This is a genomic window from Acinetobacter pittii, from assembly GCF_034067285.1.
Classification (GTDB): Bacteria; Pseudomonadota; Gammaproteobacteria; order Pseudomonadales; family Moraxellaceae; genus Acinetobacter; species Acinetobacter pittii_E.
The window spans coordinates 919,112-938,192 of record NZ_CP139286.1; the positions used below are offsets into that span (position 1 = coordinate 919,112).

Consider the following 19,081-nt stretch of genomic DNA (forward strand, 5'->3'; position numbering starts at 1 on the left):
ATAACTGTAAATCTGGTCGTTCTAAAATGGATTGAAAACGACACTGGTTTTATTTCTTTCTATATCAAGCCAGCTTAAAACAAGCCAATTTTATTACCTTGCAACTCTTGCGCCAAGCTATAAGCCTGATGATCTGAGAACTTACTAATAATATCGAGTACTTGCATGATATTGCTGTAGTGATTATTGCTAAAGTTAGCACCGTATAGGTTAAGGATAGACATTAAACGTTGTTCTTTAAAGCTTAAAGATTTATGTGGCGTTGTGAGTGGTACAAATGCATCCAAAATCGTTTGTAAACTCTGATGTGCAATAATTTCTAAACCAGATTTTTGTGGGTGCTCAAAAATTTTGTCACGGGCAAGATTCTTGGCAGTTTCGATACCTTTTGCAATATCAGGTGAACAATATTGCAAAAGGTTGCCTTTAAGCTGACCTGTAATAATCTCATAATGATTTTTGGCAAATGCTGTGGTCACTTCATCAACAAGACGTTTCATGACTCGTCCACGTAATGCTGAGATCTTTTGTTGCCATGTACTGTTTGGATGAGATAACTCTTCAGGTTGGCCATAGTCAGCAATAAGATTTAAAAAAATGGGTTCAACTTCTTGGTAACTCAGCATATTTAAGACAATGCCATCTTCTAAATCAATAAGGGCATAGCAAATGTCATCAGCGGCTTCTAGCAAATAGGTGAGTGGATGACGGCAATAATGATATTCACCGAGTTGAATCAGTCCAAGCTGTTCAGCGATCTGTTTTAAAATTTCTTTTTCAGATTGATAACAACCAAACTTTGCTCGTTGATGTGAAGGTCGATCACCTTGTGAAGCAATTGTTTTTGAAAGCCACGGATACTTTAAATAAGCGCCTAAGGTTGCATATGTTAAACGCATACCTCCATCATCTGGGTGATAATCAATGCGGCTTAATAGACGTAAGCCTTGAGCGTTACCTTCAAACTGGCGAACATCGGCTTCTTCTTCGGGGCTTAGTTTTTTTAAAAAATCGTCATGTGAGGCATCATCGAACCATTCACGAATCGCATATTCGCCTGCATGGCCGAAAGGTGGGTTACCAATATCGTGGGCCAGGCAGGCTGCTTGAATAATGGCACCGACATCGGCAGGGGAAATCCACACAGGTAATTCATCTTTTATTTTTTCTGCGGCAAGCATACCCATTGAGCGACCAATACAGGAAACTTCAAGGGAGTGTGTTAAGCGAGTGTGAATGCCATCGTGTTGTGCTAAAGGGTGAACTTGGGTCTTACGGTTTAACTGACGAAAACTTTGAGAAAATATAATGCGATCATAATCTTTATGGAATGGGCTACGAGCCAGTTCTGTACTACTTTTTTTGCTACCTAAACGAACTGCAGAAAGCAGCTCTAACCAACGCATTTGTTCCATTTATCATTATTCAAAACTATAAAGCTTGATCATGCCAAAAAAAAGCTAAAAGCACTAGCTTGGTGCGACATAGTTTGTCTTAGTTCAGGTTTTATTATGTTATTGAATAAACATGAAACAATTTATTTTTAACGAGAATGACTAAAAAAATGATTTTGAACAAAAAAGAAATCACTTCTTGCAGAATTAGGTTACAGAATACTGATTCTACATCTAGCTGATTTTAGCAAGACGCAGTAGAATATGCGCTCTCTCTAAAGTCACATTGCGGTAAGGTTCACAAGACCTGCCCGTGGAGCCAAAATCAACATGTTTATCGTGGCCGGTGCAGCAGCACATTCTTCTTTTAAGAAAGCTCAACTATTAACACGTTTATCGTCAATTAGTTCTGTTCAATCTTTTGACAGCCAATGGGTCTATTTGTTTGATCAAGCGCTCAACGAGCAGCAACATCAATCTGCTTTGCAATTATTAAATGACGGTGAGTCTTTTGAACTTCGTCAACCTGCAAGTGATGAGATTCAGATTTTAGTAACACCACGTGTGGGTACTATTTCACCTTGGTCTTCTAAAGCAACTGATATTTTCAAAAACTGTAATACACCAGTTCACCGCTTAGAACGCGGTCTTTTATTTACATTAAAAGGTGTTTCAGAAATTACGAATGAAGTTAAACAAGTACTTCATGACCGTATGACAGAAACAGTTTTTGCTCAAATTGATGATGCAAAAGCATTATTTTCAGAAACAGCTCCAAAACCATTAAATTCAATTGATATCTTAGGGCAAGGCAAAGAAGCTTTGGTTAAAGCGAACAATGAGTTCGGTTTTGCGTTATCTGAACAAGAAATTGATTACTTAACTGAAGCATTCGGTAAGCTTGGTCGTAATCCAAATGACATCGAATTGATGATGTTTGCGCAGGCCAACTCTGAGCACTGTCGTCATAAAATCTTTGGTTCTGAATGGACAATTGATGGTGAAAAACAACCATTATCATTGTTCCAGATGATTAAAAATACTTATAAAGAATCACCAACTGATGTTTTATCTGCATATAAAGATAACGCATCTGTAATCGTTGGTTATGACACGATGCGTTTTTATCCAAAAGCAGATGAAAACGGTCACTTTGTTTATAAATATAAGAGTCAAGCTGCTCATATTTTAATGAAGGTTGAAACTCACAACCATCCAACAGCAATTTCTCCATTTGCTGGTGCTGCAACTGGTTCAGGCGGTGAGATCCGTGATGAAGGTGCTACTGGTCGTGGTGGTAAACCAAAAGCTGGCTTAACAGGCTTTACAGTTTCTAACTTAAACATTCCTGGTTTTGAACAACCTTGGGAAGAGAACTATGGCAAACCTTCACGTATGGCATCGCCATTACAAATCATGATTGAAGGTCCATTAGGTGGTGCGGCATTTAATAATGAATTTGGTCGCCCAGCGTTAAATGGTTATTTCCGTACTTTTGAACAGAATGTAAATGGTGAAGTGAAGGGCTTCCATAAGCCAATCATGATCGCTGGTGGTTACGGTAACATTCGTCCTGACCATGTAGAAAAAGATGCGATCCAACCAGGTGATTTACTCATTGTATTGGGTGGCCCTGCAATGTTAATCGGTCTTGGTGGCGGTGCAGCATCTTCTGTAGACAGCGGTACAATGGGTGAAAGCCTTGATTTCGCTTCTGTACAACGTGAAAACCCAGAAATGGAACGCCGTTGCCAAGAAGTAATTGATACATGCTGGCGCTTAGAAGACTTTAACCCAATCGTTTCTGTACACGACGTTGGTGCTGGTGGTCTATCAAATGCTATGCCTGAACTTGTGAATGATCATGAGTTAGGTGCAGTTCTTAACCTTCGTAAGATTCCTTCATTAGAACCGGGCATGAGCCCAATGGAAATCTGGTCAAATGAAGCACAAGAGCGTTATGTTCTTGCAATTCGCCCAGAGTCTTTAGAACAGTTCGAATCAATCTGTGCTCGTGAACGTTGTCCTTTTGCCGTGTTGGGTGAAGCAACTGAAGCACGTCATCTAACTGTTGAAGATCCATTGTTCCAAAACAATGCAGTTGATATCCCAATGCAAGTGATGCTTGGTGGTACACCGCGTATGCAACGTTCTTATGAAACAATTGAGCGTAAAGGTAACGAATTTGACGCTTCAAAAGTTGATTTGAAAGATGCGATTTTCCGCGTATTGAAAAATCCAACAGTTGCATCTAAGTCATTCTTAATCACCATTGGTGACCGTTCAATTACTGGTATGGTTGCGCGTGACCAAATGGTTGGTCGTTGGCAGATTCCTGTTGCAGATGCAGCAGTAACGACTACAAGCTTACAAGGCTTCACTGGTGAAGCAATGGCGATGGGTGAACGTCCACCAGTTGCATTATTAAATCCAGCAGCATCTGCTCGTTTGGCAGTTGCTGAAGCAATTACCAATATTGCATGTGCAAACATTGAACAAATTAGCGATATCAAACTTTCTGCAAACTGGATGGCTGCTGCTGGTCAAAAAGGTGAAGACCAAGCGCTGTTTGAAGGTGTAAAAGCGATTGGTATGGAAATGTGTCCAGCTTTAGGAATTGCGATTCCTGTAGGTAAAGACTCACTTTCAATGCGTACCACTTGGAATGACAACGGTGAAGATAAAGCTGTAACGTCTCCAATGACTGGTGTAATTACCGCATTTGCTCCAGTAATGGATGTTCGTAAAACTTTAACACCTGAACTTAAGAATTTAGAAGATTCAGTACTTGTACGCATTGATTTATCTAAAGGTCAGTTCCGTTTAGGTGGTTCGATTCTTGCGCAAGTATATAAAGCGATCGGTTCAATCACTCCTGATGTTGATAGTTTTGATGATTTCAAAGCGTTCTTTGCTTTAATTCAAGACTGGAATAACCGTGGCTTGATTCAAGCTTACCATGACATCGGTGATGGTGGTTTACTCGCAACTGTTGCTGAAATGATGTTTGCTGCACGTTTAGGTGTTGCATTAGAAGACCAAACTCCAGCAAGTTTATTTGCTGAAGAAATTGGTGCAGTTCTTCAAATCAAAGCAGCTGATTGGGACGCTTTACAAGCAGAAGTTGCTGCATCTAGTTTGAAAGATGCAATTACTGTAGTTGGTCGTGTAAACAACACCGATCAATTATCTGTAAATGGTTTGACTTTAGATCGTGCTGAATTACAACAAGCTTGGTCTGAGGTATCTCATCAGATCCAACGTCTACGTGATAACGTAGAAACTGCTGACCAAGAATTCGCTTTAATTACTGATAAATCACATCAAGGTTTAATTGCTAAACCAACATTCGATTTGAATGAACCTATCGAAGCGCCGTTCATTAACACACGCCGTCCTAATATGGCGATCTTGCGTGAGCAAGGTGTAAATGGTCATATTGAAATGGCAGCAGCCTTTGATAAGGTTGGTTTCAATACTGTTGATGTGCACATGAGTGATTTACTTGCTGGTCGCGTTAGCCTAAGTGATTTTGAAGGTCTAGTGACTTGTGGTGGTTTCTCTTACGGTGACGTAATGGGTGCTGGCGGTGGCTGGGCAAAATCAGTATTGTTCAATGCGAAATTACGTGATCAGTTTGAACAGTTCTTCCATCGTGAAGATACATTCAGCTTAGGTATCTGTAATGGTTGCCAAATGTTGTCACAATTAGCGCCGCTTATTCCGGGTGCTGACCACTGGCCACGTTTCCACCGCAATATGTCAGAAGTTTTTGAAGCTCGTAGCGTAAACGTTCGTGTTGAAAAATCTGTTTCTGTATTGCTTAATGGAATGGAAGGTTCGATTTTACCGATTGCTGTAGCACACGGTGAAGGTCGTGCGGTTGCAAGTGAAGCTGACATTGCAAGCTTAAATGCAGCTAACCAAGTTGCATTGCGTTATGTTGATAGCCACGGCAACCCGACTCAACATTATCCATTGAACCCGAACGGTTCGCCGGAAGCGATTACAGGTGTAACGTCTAAAGATGGTCGTGCAACGATTATGATGCCGCACCCAGAGCGTACTTTCCGTGCAATTCAGCACTCTTGGAAACCAGAAGAGTGGACTGAAGATGGTGCATGGTTACGTATGTTCCGTAACGCTCGTAAGTTTATTGGTTAATATAGACACTGAAATAAGCCACCGTTAGGTGGCTTATTTGTATGTAGTACAATTTAAATAGAATAAATAGTAGAGAAGAAGAATGAAATCAAAAATCCATTTCCGTGAATTTGCACTGCTGATGGCATTACTCATGTCTATTGTTTCTTTTTCAATAGATGCAGTTTTACCTGCTTTAGGTGAGATTGGACGAGTTTTTGACTTAAAGAATAACAATCAGACGCAATGGGTCATCATTGGTATTTTTTCTGGCATGACGATAGGGCAACTCATTGCAGGGCCTCTATCTGATGCGATCGGACGTAAACGCATTTTATTTGCAGGAATTATTATTTATTTTTTGGGAAGTTTATTGTGCTTTACCACACAAAGTTTTGAATGGTTTTTAGTTGGCCGCTTTATTCAAGGGATTGGAGTATCTGGTCCTTACGTAGCTTCTATTTCAATTGTGCGCGATAAATACAGTGGTGCACAAATGGCACGTATTATGTCCTTAATTATGATGGTGTTTATGGTTGCTCCAGCAATTGCACCAAGTTTGGGGCAGCTCATTATTCATTTCTTTGGCTGGCGTGAAATTTTTGTTTTATATATGGTCTATGCCACAGTCGTTGGAGCGTGGATAGCATTACGACTAGAAGAGACGCTACTTCCTGAAAATCGTTTACCTATGCGCTTGCAAGCTTTTCAAGAGGGATTTAAAGAGGTCGTAAGTAATAAAACCACCATGAGTTATTTGCTATGTGCAGGTTTTTGTTTTGGTGGATTTATTGGGTATTTGGGAACTTCTCAACAAATTTTTATGCAGCAGTTTGGTAAAACGGGGCAAGAGTTTAGTGCTTATTTTGCTGTGCTTGCAGGTGTAATGGGAGTCGCTTCATTTACCAACTCTAAAATTGTGATGAAGTTCGGTATGCGTCCAATCTGTATTTATGGCTTTTTGGGTTTATGCTTAATTTCTTTGGTTTTCTTAGGAATTCAACTTTTAGGCGTGGCTGTTTCATTCTGGATGTTTATGCTTTATGCCTGCATTTTGTTCTTATTATTTGGAACTCTATTTGGTAATTTAAACGCGATTGCAATGGAACCGATGGGGCATGTTGCTGGTATGGCTTCGGCTATTATTGGTGCAGCTTCGTCTGTTTTGTCACTTATTCTAGCCTCTATTATTGGGCAATTATATAACGGTACATTAATTCCAGTGACAGGCGGCTTCGTCATTTTATGTGGTTTGGCTTGTGCTATGACCATATATGAGAACAGACATTTAAAGAAATCGAATGCTTAAAATTATAAAGATGCAGCTAGCACACTGAATTTTAAAATTTGTTGAAAATAAGAGCTATCTATAAATGAGGATAGCTCTTTTAAGCATTTTAGAAAAATTATAAGCCTATAGACATTCGACTATTTAACACTTTATAGTTTGTTTAAAATTGGATCAGTTTTTGCTTTCTCTGTAACAACGATAAAAATCGGAGATCAAAATGATGAAAAATAAGTATCACATAAGAACAATGTATACCAAAGATAAGGGCTGGCGTTTATTTGGCTTGGCACTTGCCATTCAAATCCTTTTTATTGGAGCAAATTATCTAGTAATGATGAGCTGACTTTGATTGTAAAGCTTTTTTAAAGGTATGATTTAAGCTAGTTCAATAGTCAGGAGTCATTCTACTCATGTTAAAGCTGATTTATTACGTGCCTGATTCACATCTTGAGTCGACTAAACAAGCCATCTTTTCTGCTGGTGCGGGTGGGATTGGTAATTATGAACACTGCGCATGGCAAGTAAAAGGAATCGGGGAGTTTAAACCAGTTAAAGGCGCAGATCCTTACATCGGAGAGGTGGGTGAGCTTGAACAAGTGGATGAGTGGCGGGTTGAAACCATTGTAATTGAAGAAAATGCAAAGGCTGTAGCGAAAGCATTAAAGGCAAGCCATCCTTACGAAGAGCCTGCCTTTGAGTTTATTCAAATCATAGAAATTGATTTTAATTAAACTGTGAGAAATCTGGTTTACGTTTTTGCATAAATGCCTGTACAGCCTCTAGCATTTCTGGGGACTGAACTCGCTGCATAAAGATTTCAGCTTCATGATCAATACATTCAATAATTTGGTCTAGATTATGCTTCATCAATGCTTTTGTTTGCTTTAACGATGCAAGCGGTAAAGCTGCTAAATGTTGAGCAGTTGCCTGAGCGGTCGTATAAACATCTTCAACGACTTCATTCACTAAACCTGCTTGTACTGCGGTTTCTGCATTAAATTTTTTCGCAGTAAATAGAAGCTCAGCTGCTTTATGATAGCCAGCTTGTTGAATAAGTAATTGGCTAGCACCACCTTCTGGAGAAAGGCCAAGACTAACAAATGGAATTTGGAAAAGGGCAGTGTTGTCAGCAAAAATTAAATCTGCATGTAATAAAATTGTAACACCGATACCAATTGCTACACCTTTTACTGCAACAATCAGTGGCTTTGACAATCGGGCAGCAGATTTAAGGAGTACGAATGGAGGAACTTGACCCGCTGGGCCTGCATTAGGATTTTGTACAAAACCCATAAAATCTTTCATATCATTACCGGCGGTAAAATCTTGCTCTACACCACGTAGAACAACCACTCGGACGTCTTTATTGAGATCGGCTTCATCTAGTGCTTGAGCAATCCATAAATAAAGTTCGCCATATAATGCATTCTTTGCTTCTGGACGATTTATGGCTAAGGTGAGTACGCCACCTTCTAAATTTGCGTGTAAATGTTGATGAGGTTGTTGAATACAGCTAAGTGTCATCGTACTATCCTTGCTTTAAACCAAGTTGTTAATTTTTAGGTTCTCATTATGGCGCATATTTTCTGTAATGCGGGTAACTGGTGAGTTCATAAAAAGTGAAAATCTAATTATGTATAAATTTGACTATCTCGTTTTTATAGGGCGTTTTCAACCATTTCATTTGGCTCATATGCAGACAATTGAAATTGCCTTACAACAAAGTCGTTATGTGATTTTGGCATTAGGTTCTGCTCAAATGGAACGTAATATTAAAAATCCGTTTCTTGCAGTTGAACGAGAACAAATGATTTTATCTAATTTTTCACCAGATGAGCAAAAACGTATTCGATTTGTGCATGTGGTCGATGTCTATAATGATGAAAAGTGGGTAAAACAGGTCAAATCTTTAGTCAATGGCGTGATTGAACCAAACTCAAAAATTGGTCTAATAGGGCACTTTAAGGATGAGTCATCTTATTATTTAAGATTATTTCCAGAATGGACCATGGTCGAACTCGATAGCCTAAAAGACTCGATTTCAGCGACGCCAATGCGTGAAGCTTATTATCGTGGTGAAATTCAAACGGAATTTTTCCCTATGGGAACTATTCAATTTTTGGATGAGTTTAAAAAAACACGTATTTATCAACAACTGCAACAACGATTCAAAGAAGATGATCGCTCTAATTTAGATGATTTTGAATAAGTGAATATAGATTAAGCATCTGCCCAAAAAATAATTCGGTTTGAAAAAGGATCGGTGATGCTGAGTTCGAGTGTTTCCCAATCTGTTTTTTCAATCTGAGGCTTAGAGAATTTATAATCTTTTTGGCTTAGTTCACTGTGTAACTCATAGATATGTTCCCAATAAATACGGATTGCACTATGGGGACTCGCATCATCAAAATGCTCAGATAGATGGATGACGCAATCGTCTTTAGAAATCTGTAAATATAGTGGGAAATTGTCTTCAAATTGGTGTTGCCAATCAGGCTGAAAGCCTAAGAACTCAAGATAGAATGATTGAGCTAACTCAACATCAAAAATTCTTAAAATAGGTGTGATCGAACCTGATTGCATCTTTTTTCCTTTTAACGTGTACCAAATTGTTGCGTCCAATAGCTCTTTTGTTTTGCTGATTGATCAGAAGCACAAGCAATTGCATAAGTTGTAAATTTAGGATTCATGAGGTTACTACAATGTAAGGGGCTCGATAGCCATCTAGACATCACTTCATCTAATGTTTTCTGTCCACTAGCGACATTTTCACCATTGGCTTTACCGAGTGTATTGTAAAGTTTTAAGCGTGATTTTAAGTCTAGGCCAGTGGAGCCAACATGCCCAAGAAAATTATGTGTAGCCATATCTTCACTATGGGAAAGTGCACCTTTATATAAATTATTGCTCCAACTTAGTGGTCTGGTTGCAGAAAAATATTGTCGACCACATTGGCGTGATTGCTGACGGATTTGATTAATTTTTTTGAGTACAGCTTGTTGATAGGCGGGGTTTTGTAAATCTTGGCAGCTTATTTCTTTTGAATTTTTCTGAATTTGAGCAAGTGATGTGCTGGTGTCAGTTGGTATGGCTAATGTATTTGTACTACATGCACCAATAAAGAGAATGGCAGGCAGTAAAGAGCAAGTTTTGAGTGAACTCATATCAATGCCTTAAACTAATTATTCTAATATTTTATGATACGCTAAACTCAAATTATTCGGTAATGCTTTGCACTAAAAAAAGCGAGTATTAAACTCGCTTTTTGTTGGTTGAATTTATTAAGCTGTTTGCAGAGATTTTAGGTCTTCTAGAACTTGTTCTGCGTGTCCAGCAGCCTTAACTTTACGGTAGCTTTTAACCAATTCTTTGTTATGGAAAATAAAAGTAGAACGTTCAATACCCATTACTTTTTTTCCATACATATTCTTTTCTTTAATCACATCAAAATGATGACAAAGAACTTCTTCTTTATCACTAATCAGATCAATAGTAAGTGCCTGCTTCTCTGTAAAATTTTGATGGGCTTTCACTGAGTCACGTGAAACACCGATAATGCGGGCACCTAAAGCTTCAAATTGATCTTTCAGACAAGAAAAACCAACTGCTTGTGTTGTACACCCTGGTGTTGAGTCTTTAGGATAGAAGTAAATGATTAACCATTCATTTTCGACTTCGGTCAAGTTCACTTCACCGTGTGTGGTAGGGAACACCTGATTTGGCAGTTGAATATTCTCAGACATTTCTTATCCTTTAAAAGTTAAATTTGATCTAATTCAAGTGGTAAAAAAGCATATTCCTCATGATAAACAATATTGAGTTTTCTTACAGGAATTGCTTTGTTAAAAATTGGCCCGTCAATTACAGTCGTATGAAATTCACCGCCCTCACCACATGGATCAATGCCACGGTTTTCAAGTTCTTGAATATATTCTAAAGTTAAGATTTTACCTAAATCCTCGACCTTCATCCCTAGTTTTAGATTCACAGTAACAATGACACTTTTGAATCCAAGAGTAATGAATTCTTCAACAACTTCACGATGCGGGCGTAGCCAAAGAGGCATGCCTAATTGAAGTCCCACTTGTTGAGTTACTCGATCATGCCAACAGCCATGTTCAGGCATATCAAGATCACCTGTAACTAGTACTTCAGCTCCTTGTTGCTTTGCTTGATTGAGTAATTCAATAAACTTAGGTTCATAGTCATTCCAACTTGATGAAGCCATGAACACTGGCAGGCCGACTGCTTCAGCTTGTGCTCGAATAATATCAAGTGGCATACCATGTGAGCGAGAACGGTGGCCATGTTCTTCTAGCATTACAATCATTCCAATTACTTCGCCAGTCTGCATGGTATGGTAGAGCGCTAGCGAACTGTCTTTGCCTCCACTAAATGAAACAATAGACCTTTTATGGTTAGCATTTGTTTTCCACTGTTCTTGCATGGCTTACTTCAAAAGAATTGTTCAAAAGTTAAGGTATTTTAACAGAGCTACAAAAAAGCCTGCATAAATGCAGGCTTAATTTGGAACATTAAACTCTTATTTCTTAGGAGCTTGTTGTTGAGCTGCTTTCATAGCTTCTTCAGTTAATTTTTCAAGTTTAGTTGTTAACTGAGGACCGAAACATGCTTTAAGATCACGGTTTTGTTGTTGTACAAATCCTAGAGAACTTGGGCTCTTCTTCGCATTGATTGCACTTTGGATTTCCCATTTTTGTGCTTCAGTCACTTTACCTTGTGCTTCAACTTGGCAGCTACAGAATTTACTAACTTCAGATGAACTTAACTTGCCGCCTTTAGCTGTTTGTTCTTTACAAACATTAACTAATGCGCCTTTAACATTAGTATTTTTATATGCTGCTTGAACTGGGTTTTCAGCAGCGTGAGCTGCACCAGCCATAAGAGCTACAGTTGAGAACAAAGATGAAAGAATAAGATTTGATTTTAACAACTTCATAAATTTTACCTACTTATTACGGTATATAGCGTGTTGGGTCGGCAACACCAGCCTCTTTAAAGCCTTCTTTACGCAAACGGCAACTGTCACATTTGCCACACGCACGTCCTTGAGCATCTGCTTGGTAGCAAGATACCGTTTGACTATAGTCTACGCCATGTTCAATACCTAAACGTATGATATTCGCTTTGGATAAATGTAACAGGGGTGTTTCAAACTTAAGTGGTTTTCCTTCTACGCCAGCTTTAGTTGCTAAACGAGCCATATTGGCAAAAGCATCAATAAATTCAGGACGACAGTCAGGATATCCTGAATAATCAACAGCATTGATGCCAATAACAATTGCTTCAGCATTAAATACTTCAGCTGCTGCTAGAGCATATGAGAGGAAAATAGTGTTACGCGCTGGTACATAAGTTACAGGAATACCTTCTTGTAACTGTTCTGGTACGGCAATGTTGTGATCTGTAAGTGCTGATCCACCTAAATTAGCTAGATCAATATTAATTACACGATGTTCAACACCCGAACGCTGAGCTAAAGCTTTTGCAGCATCAAGTTCAGTAGTTGAGCGTTGACCATACATAAAACTAATAGCAATACATTCATAGCGCGCTTGTGCCCAAGCTAGGCAAGTGGTTGAGTCTAAGCCGCCTGAAAGTAAAACAATGGCACGAGAGCGCATATTTTTCTCCATATTCGGAATGATTTATTTTATTGAGTGATTAACGACCTGATTCATCATTCCAAAGCAGTTTATGTAACTGAAGTTGGAAACGAACCGATAATTTATCATCAAGTATCCACTGTGCCAGATCACGTGCTAAACGTGGCAGGCCTACAGCACCTTTTTCAACTGCAAAGGCAGGGGAGAACCAAACGGTACTGACTTTTTTATGCAGTTGGTATTTTTCAACTTGTTGCTTTGACCATTCATAGTCTTCACGATTGCAAATGACGAATTTAATTTGGTCATGCAATGTTAAATGATCAAGATTGCTGATGAGATTACGATGTTCCTCACCAGAAGTTGGAGTTTTTAAATCAAGAACTTTAGAAACACGAGAGTCGACTTTCGATACATCAAGTGCACCACTGGTTTCTAAGGAAACGTCAAAACCTGCTTCACATAAACGTTGTAATAAAATCAAACAGTTTGGCTGTGCGAGAGGTTCACCACCCGTCACACAAATATAAGGTGTTTGATATTGCTTGGCTGTTTCAATGATATGTTCAAGTGAAAAACGTTCGCCACCTTCAAAAGAATAAGTGGTATCGCAATAGCTACAACGTAATGGACAGCCCGTTAGACGAATGAATACAGTCGGTAGGCCAGAGGCGTTTGCTTCACCCTGCAACGAGTAAAAAATCTCGGTAATGCGTAAACCGGACGCAGGGTCTGAGACAGGAATTGCAGAGGAACGTAAGGAAGCCATTCTAGAAATACCACACTATATAAAAAATAAAATCTCTACGATCAGTGGGATCGTAGAGATGGGGAGCGATTAAAGCTCCGCAAGAGAGTTATAACAAATTAGTCAGCACGTAACAAATCGTTTAAGCTTGTTTTGGCACGCGTTTGCGCATCAACTTTTTTCACGATGATCGCAGCATATAAGCTGTAAGTACCACATTTAGATGGCAAGCTGCCTGAAACTACAACTGAACCTGCTGGTACACGACCATAATGGATTTCACCAGTTTCGCGGTCATAAATTTTAGTTGATTGACCAATGAAAACGCCCATTGAAATGACTGAGCCTTCTTCAACAATAACACCTTCAACGATTTCTGAACGTGCACCGATAAAGCAGTTGTCTTCAATAATAGTTGGGTTTGCTTGTAATGGCTCTAAAACACCGCCAATACCTACACCACCAGATAAGTGAACATTTTTACCGATTTGAGCACATGAACCTACAGTTGCCCATGTATCAACCATTGTGCCTTCATCTACATAAGCACCAATGTTTACATAAGATGGCATTAACACCACGTTTTTAGCTTGGAAACTACCACGGCGTGCTACAGCTGGAGGAACAACACGAACGCCTGCTGCTTTAAATTGCTCTTCAGTCCAACCAGAGAATTTAGTTTCAACTTTGTCGTAGAAACGAAGATCACATGACTCGATTGGTTTATTGTCATTTAGTTTAAATGATAATAAAACAGCTTTTTTTAACCATTGATGAACAACCCATTCACCATTGATTTTTTCAGCAACTCGAAGTGTACCGTTATCTAAACCAGCAATTGCTTCTTCAACAGCTTGGCGAATTTCGCTTGAACAATCTGCTGCAGTAAAATTTGCGCGGTCTTCAAATGCTTGCTCAATGATCGTAGAAAGCTGAGACATGATCTTCCTTCCATAAAAAATTTTAAAGATTTTACACTAATTTGTGACAAGAATCTTTCAAAAAACGTGTTAGGTTTAATTGGTGATATAAATGAGGTAAATCGGAATAAGCTTATTAGATAATCAAGTGTTTTTTACACAAAAATGATTTGAAAATAAAAATTTAACTCAATTTGTATCAAAAAATAACAGAAATCTAGCATTTTTTGTATAAAAAAGAATCTAAGCTGTCTTTATTATGATTTCAGTCACAAGATGAATAAATTAAAAACAGAGCCTTTTTAAGGAGAAAACTATGAAAGCATTACGTGTTTTAGTAACAACAACAGCTTTATTTGCTGCCGGCGCTGCAATGGCAGATGAAGCCGTTGTTCATGACAGCTACGCATTTGATCAAAAACAATTACTTCCTGTGGGGGTGCGTGCTGAGGTAGGTACAACTGGTTACGGTGGTGCTTTATTATGGCAAGCAAATCCATATGTGGGCTTAGCTTTAGGTTATAACGGTGGTGACATTTCGTGGACAGATGATGTTTCTGTAAATGGTACTAAATATGACCTAGATATGGACAACAACAATATCTATTTAAATGCTGAGATTCGTCCATGGGGTGCTAGCTCTAATCCATGGGCTCAAGGCTTATATGTTGCTGCAGGTGCTGCTTATCTAGATAATGATTATGACTTAGCTAAACGCATTGGTAACGGTGAAACATTATCAATTGATGGTAAAAACTATCAACAAGCAGTTGCAGGTCAAGAGGGTGGCGTAAAGGGTAAGATGAATTATGAAAATAATATTGCTCCTTACGTAGGCTTTGGTTTTGCTCCAAAATTTAACAAGAATTGGGGTGTATTTGGTGAGGTAGGTGCCTACTACACTGGTAATCCAAAAGTTCAGTTAACTCAATATAACCTTGCCCCTGTAAATGGGAATCCAACGTCTGCTCAGGATGCAGTAGATAAGGAAGAAAATGAAATCCGTAATGATGATAAATACAAGTGGTTACCAGTTGGTAAAGTTGGTGTGAACTTCTACTGGTAAGATCTTAAAGAAAAAACGAGCTACGGCTCGTTTTTTTTTGCATCTAATAAAATAAAAGAGCTAAAAAGCTCTTTTATTTTTTCTTAATTTTTATTCATCTGGATAAGCAATTTTCTTTAGCGCTTTAATATCCGCATCAGGTGAGCATAATGAAATAAACTCATAACCATAACCGCGTAATAGATGGCCTTTGCGCACCGCAATCCATGTCGTGTTGACACCAAAAATATCAGTCTTGGTTTGCTTTAAACGATAATCACGTTCTGTATCATAAGCTACATCATTGACAATACCCACACCCATGCCAAGTTCCACATAGGTTTTAATAACATCGGCATCAAGAGCTGACATTACGATATCGGCATCGAGTTGGGCTTCTTCAAAGGCTTTATCGATTTTAGATCGACCTGTAAAACCACCATGATAAGTAATGAGTGGGTATTCAGCTAAAAGTTCTAAAGTGATTTTATCTGCCTGCACTAAAGGATGATTTTGCGGCGTAATAATACTGTGTTGCCATTGGTAGTAAGGAATGCTAGCCAGATTTTCTTCAGTCGTTAAAGACTCGGTTGCAATTCCAATATCCGCTTCGCCTTGTAAAAGCATTTCTGAAATTTCGACGGGGCTAGCTTGTTGTAAAATCAAATGAACTTTTGGAAATAATTTTTTAAATTGATTGACGATCGGAGGCAAGACATAACGCGCTTGAGTATGCGTAGTTGCGATCGTTAATGTTCCTTCGTCAACCTTATTAAAATCTTCAGCAAGTCGTTTAATATTTTCAGCATCCACTAACATGCGTTCAACAATGCTAAGAAGTGATTGTCCTGGTTCAGTTAAACCTAAAAGGCGTTTACCTTTACGAACGAAAAGTTGAACACCTAATTCATCTTCTAAGTCTTTGATGTGTTTACTTACACCTGATTGAGATGTGTAGAGTGCAGCCGATGCTTCCGTCAAGTTAAAGTTTTGGCGTACTGTTTCTCGGATAATTCTTAATTGTTGAAAGTTCATTTACACTTTTCCTCAAAAGAGGTGAGGAGCGTCTAAAAATCCGCAAGATATTTCCTCACCAAATATATTTCTTAAGCAACTTGGTCTGCAAATAAGTGCAATTGAGATGCACTCACCCAAACAGTTTGATTAGGTTTAAATGCATGTAATTTTGCAGCTTCACTGCTCAGAGCAATTTCAATTAAACGTCCATTACGGTCTTGTAATTCGGCCACTACTTTTCCAGCAATCCAGATTTCACGCACAAACGTCGCTTCAATGGTATTCGCTTGCGGTTGCGAGTGAATATGTAACTCATCTGGACGGGCAAAAGCAATTACTTTTCCTTGAGGTGCCTCAACTGTTGTCGGTAATTGAATACGGTCATTGCCGATACGGATAATACCTTCTGTATGTTCACCTTCAAATCGATTTGCCTGACCCAAGAAATCAAATACAAACGGCGTTGCAGGTTTTTCGTAGACTTCACGAGGTGAGCCGATCTGTTCGACATTGCCTTTATTCATGACAATAATCTGGTCTGCCACCTCAAGCGCTTCTTCCTGATCATGAGTTACGAAAATTGAAGTGATATGCAATTCATCATGTAAGTTACGTAACCAGCGGCGTAATTCCTTACGAACTTTGGCATCTAAAGCACCAAATGGTTCATCAAGCAATAATACGCGTGGCTCTACCGCCAAAGCACGGGCTAAAGCAATACGCTGACGTTGTCCGCCAGAAAGCTGGGCAGGGTAGCGGTCTGCTAAAAAGCCCAGTTGAACTAGATCAAGTAAACGAGTAACACGTTTTTTAATTTCAGCTTCCGAAGGGCGTGTTGCACGAGGGCGAACACGTAAACCAAAGGCAATATTGTCAAATACGGTCATGTGACGGAATAGAGCATAGTGCTGAAATACAAAGCCAACCTGACGCTCACGCACATGTACATTAGTCGCGTCTTCGCCTTCAAGTAGCACTTGACCACCATCGGCTGACTCTAGACCGGCAATAATACGAAGTAGCGTTGTTTTACCGCATCCAGATGGACCAAGTAATGCGACTAGTTCACCTTCCGGAAAGTCTAGGGAAATATTTTTAAGCGCATGGAATGCACCAAAGTGTTTTTCAATATTTTTAACTTGAATACTCATGATCTCATTCCTTACGAATCAGTTGAATGCGGTTGTGGTTTGTCTTGATGTAGTTCTAACCACGTTTTCAATACCAGCGTTAATATGGCTAAAAAAGCAAGTAATGAGGACACGGCAAAGGCTGCGCTAAAGGTGTACTCGTTATATAAAATTTCGACATGAAGTGGCAGGGTATTAGTTTCACCACGGATGTGGCCAGAAACCACAGATACTGCGCCAAACTCACCCATTGCGCGGGCATTACACAGAATCACGCCGTAAATTAGCCCCCATTTAATGTTAGGGAGTGTGACCTTCCAAAAGGTTTGCCATCCAGATGCACCAAGTACAATCGCTGCTTCTTCCTCTTCAGTTCCTTGAGCTTCCATGAGTGGAATTAACTCACGTGCTACAAATGGAACGGTAATAAAGATAGTCGCTAAAACAATTGCAGGTACGGCATATAGAATTTTGATGTCATTATCCATTAACCAGCCGCCGAACCAGCCTTGAGCACCAAAAATCAGTACAATCATTAAACCTGCAATAACAGGTGAAACCGAAAAAGGCATATCAATAATGGTCGTTAAAATAGCTTTGCCTCTAAACTGGAATTTAGAAACGGCCCAAGCTGCGGCAACGCCAAATATCACGTTAATTGGCACAGCAATCGCTGCGGTTAATAATGTTAGTTTCACTGCTGATAATGTATCTGGATCAATCAAAGCCTGAACATAGACTTCAAGTCCCTGTTTAAATGCTTCCACGAAAACCAAAATAAGTGGCAACATCAGGCAGCTGAGAAAGAAAATCAGTGCAATGGTAATTAAGGTATAACGTACCCAAGTCGGCTCACGTGTCGCGTCACGAGATTGCAACTTCAAGGCAAGCGCATTGCTGTCAGTATGTAGATTCATATGATATTTCTCCCCGTACGACGGTTTGCCCAGACTTGAAGTAAATTAATGGCAAATAAAATAATGAAAGAGAGAACTAACATCACCGCAGCAATTGTGGTTGCACCTGCATAGTCATATTCCTCAAGACGAGAAATAATCATGAGTGGTGCAATCTCTGTTTTAAAAGGTTGATTGCCAGCAATAAAAATAACAGAACCATATTCACCCACGCCGCGAGCAAATGCTAAAGCAAAGCCTGTAAATAGGGCAGGTAGTAAGATCGGTAAAATAATTTTAGTGATGGTTTGCCAACGATTTGCGCCGAGTGCGGAAGCCGCTTCCTCAAGTTCAGTTTCGATATCACTGAGTACTGGCTGAACTGTTCTTACAATAAATGGGATACCAATAAACACCAATGCCAGCGTAATCCCGATAGGTGTATAGGCAACCTGAATACCAAGTGGTTCCAGATATTGACCTATCCAGCCAGTAGGTGCATAGAGTGAGGTCAGCGCAATACCTGCAACCGCTGTTGGAAGTGCAAAAGGTAAATCGACCAAAGCATCAACCAGACGTTTTCCAGGAAAGTTATAACGAACAAGGCACCAAGCTAAAAGCAAACCAAACACAACATTAATAAACGCTGCTATTAAGGCTGAGCTAAAGCTGAGTTGAAGCGATTTTAAAATACGCTCAGACGTTAAAATTTCCCATAATCCGTCCCATCCAATTCCAAATGATTTGATGAAGACCGCGGCTAATGGAATAAGCACAATAAAAGACACATAGGCGAGGGTGAAGCCCAAAGATAGACCAAACCCTGGCAGCACTCGGGATCGCTGCGACATGATATTTCCTCAAAGAGAA

Annotated in this window: 20 protein-coding genes; 6 read left to right on the top strand and 14 right to left on the bottom strand. The window is 39.4% G+C overall.

What is annotated here, in order from left to right; translation table 11 throughout:
- Window positions 1-74: 74 nt before the first annotated feature.
- A complete protein-coding gene (dgt, locus tag SOI81_RS04300; protein WP_239975155.1) occupies window positions 75-1,415 on the bottom strand; it encodes a deoxyguanosinetriphosphate triphosphohydrolase in 1,341 nt (446 codons plus the stop codon).
- Between the two features lie 309 nt (window positions 1,416-1,724).
- Between dgt and purL the strand changes: the two genes are divergently transcribed.
- From purL to SOI81_RS04320, 4 genes are all read left to right on the top strand, one after another.
- Window positions 1,725-5,558 (top strand): phosphoribosylformylglycinamidine synthase, encoded by a 3,834-nt coding sequence (purL, locus tag SOI81_RS04305; protein WP_320541277.1) that lies wholly within the window; start codon window positions 1,725-1,727, stop codon window positions 5,556-5,558.
- 82 nt (window positions 5,559-5,640) lie between these two features.
- Window positions 5,641-6,846, top strand: a complete 1,206-nt coding sequence (locus tag SOI81_RS04310; protein WP_320541278.1) for a multidrug effflux MFS transporter — start codon at window positions 5,641-5,643, stop codon at window positions 6,844-6,846.
- A gap of 199 nt (window positions 6,847-7,045) precedes the next feature.
- Window positions 7,046-7,171, top strand: coding sequence for a KGW motif small protein (locus tag SOI81_RS04315; protein ID WP_002118600.1), 126 nt, complete (start codon window positions 7,046-7,048; stop codon window positions 7,169-7,171).
- Between the two features lie 67 nt (window positions 7,172-7,238).
- Window positions 7,239-7,559: an NGG1p interacting factor NIF3 gene (locus SOI81_RS04320; protein WP_239975158.1), complete on the top strand. Its 321-nt coding sequence runs from the start codon at window positions 7,239-7,241 to the stop codon at window positions 7,557-7,559.
- On the opposite strand, the gene SOI81_RS04325 is transcribed toward SOI81_RS04320, so the two are convergent.
- Window positions 7,552-8,352, bottom strand: a complete 801-nt coding sequence (locus SOI81_RS04325) for an enoyl-CoA hydratase (RefSeq protein WP_320541279.1) — start codon at window positions 8,350-8,352, stop codon at window positions 7,552-7,554. The genes SOI81_RS04320 and SOI81_RS04325 overlap by 8 nt on opposite strands.
- Window positions 8,353-8,461: 109 nt before the next feature.
- On the opposite strand from SOI81_RS04325, the gene SOI81_RS04330 reads away from it, so the two are divergent.
- Window positions 8,462-9,037: a nicotinate-nicotinamide nucleotide adenylyltransferase gene (locus SOI81_RS04330; RefSeq protein ID WP_239975159.1), complete on the top strand. Its 576-nt coding sequence runs from the start codon at window positions 8,462-8,464 to the stop codon at window positions 9,035-9,037.
- 11 nt (window positions 9,038-9,048) lie between these two features.
- Here the strand turns inward: SOI81_RS04330 and SOI81_RS04335 are convergent, their stop codons facing one another.
- The 8 genes from SOI81_RS04335 to dapD form a co-directional block, all read right to left on the bottom strand.
- A complete protein-coding gene (locus tag SOI81_RS04335; RefSeq protein WP_320541280.1) occupies window positions 9,049-9,411 on the bottom strand; it encodes a glyoxalase superfamily protein in 363 nt (120 codons plus the stop codon).
- A gap of 11 nt (window positions 9,412-9,422) precedes the next feature.
- Window positions 9,423-9,992 carry a CAP domain-containing protein gene (locus tag SOI81_RS04340; protein ID WP_320541281.1) on the bottom strand — a complete coding sequence of 190 codons (570 nt, stop codon included), beginning with the start codon at window positions 9,990-9,992 and terminating at the stop codon, window positions 9,423-9,425.
- A gap of 117 nt (window positions 9,993-10,109) precedes the next feature.
- Window positions 10,110-10,571, bottom strand: a complete 462-nt coding sequence (bcp, locus tag SOI81_RS04345) for a peroxiredoxin (RefSeq protein WP_032053028.1) — start codon at window positions 10,569-10,571, stop codon at window positions 10,110-10,112.
- Window positions 10,572-10,588: 17 nt separating this feature from the next.
- Window positions 10,589-11,275, bottom strand: a complete 687-nt coding sequence (locus SOI81_RS04350; RefSeq protein WP_320541282.1) for a diphthine--ammonia ligase — start codon at window positions 11,273-11,275, stop codon at window positions 10,589-10,591.
- A 96-nt stretch (window positions 11,276-11,371) separates the two neighbouring features.
- Window positions 11,372-11,788, bottom strand: coding sequence for a hypothetical protein (locus tag SOI81_RS04355; RefSeq protein ID WP_320541283.1), 417 nt, complete (start codon window positions 11,786-11,788; stop codon window positions 11,372-11,374).
- Window positions 11,789-11,804: 16 nt separating this feature from the next.
- Window positions 11,805-12,473 carry a 7-cyano-7-deazaguanine synthase QueC gene (gene queC, locus SOI81_RS04360; protein WP_224991506.1) on the bottom strand — a complete coding sequence of 223 codons (669 nt, stop codon included), beginning with the start codon at window positions 12,471-12,473 and terminating at the stop codon, window positions 11,805-11,807.
- A 40-nt stretch (window positions 12,474-12,513) separates the two neighbouring features.
- Window positions 12,514-13,224, bottom strand: coding sequence for a 7-carboxy-7-deazaguanine synthase QueE (queE, locus tag SOI81_RS04365; protein WP_016140274.1), 711 nt, complete (start codon window positions 13,222-13,224; stop codon window positions 12,514-12,516).
- Between the two features lie 98 nt (window positions 13,225-13,322).
- Entirely contained in the window at window positions 13,323-14,144 is an 822-nt protein-coding gene (gene dapD / locus SOI81_RS04370) for a 2,3,4,5-tetrahydropyridine-2,6-dicarboxylate N-succinyltransferase (protein ID WP_016140275.1), read from the bottom strand.
- A 295-nt stretch (window positions 14,145-14,439) separates the two neighbouring features.
- Here dapD and carO point away from each other — a divergent pair, with 295 nt between their 5' ends.
- The gene (carO, locus tag SOI81_RS04375) at window positions 14,440-15,189 is read left to right on the top strand and encodes an ornithine uptake porin CarO type 1 (protein WP_016140276.1); all 750 of its coding nucleotides are present in this window, start codon (window positions 14,440-14,442) and stop codon (window positions 15,187-15,189) included.
- Window positions 15,190-15,279: 90 nt separating this feature from the next.
- Here carO and SOI81_RS04380 read toward each other — a convergent pair whose 3' ends face one another.
- The 4 genes from SOI81_RS04380 to cysT all read right to left on the bottom strand — a co-directional run bounded on the left by SOI81_RS04380 (window position 15,280) and on the right by cysT (window position 19,062).
- Window positions 15,280-16,203 (bottom strand): CysB family HTH-type transcriptional regulator, encoded by a 924-nt coding sequence (locus tag SOI81_RS04380; RefSeq protein WP_016140277.1) that lies wholly within the window; start codon window positions 16,201-16,203, stop codon window positions 15,280-15,282.
- 71 nt (window positions 16,204-16,274) lie between these two features.
- Window positions 16,275-17,336 (bottom strand): sulfate/molybdate ABC transporter ATP-binding protein, encoded by a 1,062-nt coding sequence (gene cysA / locus SOI81_RS04385; RefSeq protein WP_016140278.1) that lies wholly within the window; start codon window positions 17,334-17,336, stop codon window positions 16,275-16,277.
- 11 nt (window positions 17,337-17,347) lie between these two features.
- Entirely contained in the window at window positions 17,348-18,232 is an 885-nt protein-coding gene (gene cysW, locus SOI81_RS04390) for a sulfate ABC transporter permease subunit CysW (protein WP_016140279.1), read from the bottom strand.
- Complete coding sequence (cysT, locus tag SOI81_RS04395; protein WP_320541284.1) at window positions 18,229-19,062, bottom strand: sulfate ABC transporter permease subunit CysT; 834 nt, start codon at window positions 19,060-19,062, stop codon at window positions 18,229-18,231. Before cysT ends, cysW begins: the two co-directional genes overlap by 4 nt.
- Window positions 19,063-19,081 lie beyond the last annotated feature (19 nt).